Source organism: Pseudomonas sp. PME37.24/025, assembly GCF_055556615.1.
Map to the genome: position 1 here is coordinate 1 of NZ_JBVHNK010000143.1, position 276 is coordinate 276.

General features: G+C 50.4%; 1 protein-coding gene. It reads left to right on the plus strand.

The genetic code is table 11. The annotated features are described in order from the left end of the window. Positions 1–276 (plus strand): tetratricopeptide repeat protein (locus ACZ3HH_RS29850; RefSeq protein ID WP_465810163.1); only part of this gene is annotated, 276 nt, incomplete at both ends.

Consider the following 276-nt stretch of genomic DNA (forward strand, 5'->3'; position numbering starts at 1 on the left):
CAAGCTCAAAAATACTATCAGCTGACGTTACGACAGGAGCCGGTTCAACGCGACGCCTTATTGGGTCTGGCTGCCATTGCCATCAAACAAAACCAGTCAGGTCTGGCCATAAGTTACTTTACAAAACTGCTGGAAGCCGATCCGACGGATGCCGATGCCCTTGCTGGCCTGGTCAATTTAAAGCGGGAGCATGATTCCGGGCAAAGCGAGGAACGACTTAAAGAATTACTGGCACAAAACCCGCAATCCTCTGCTCTGCACTTTTCCCTTGGCAAT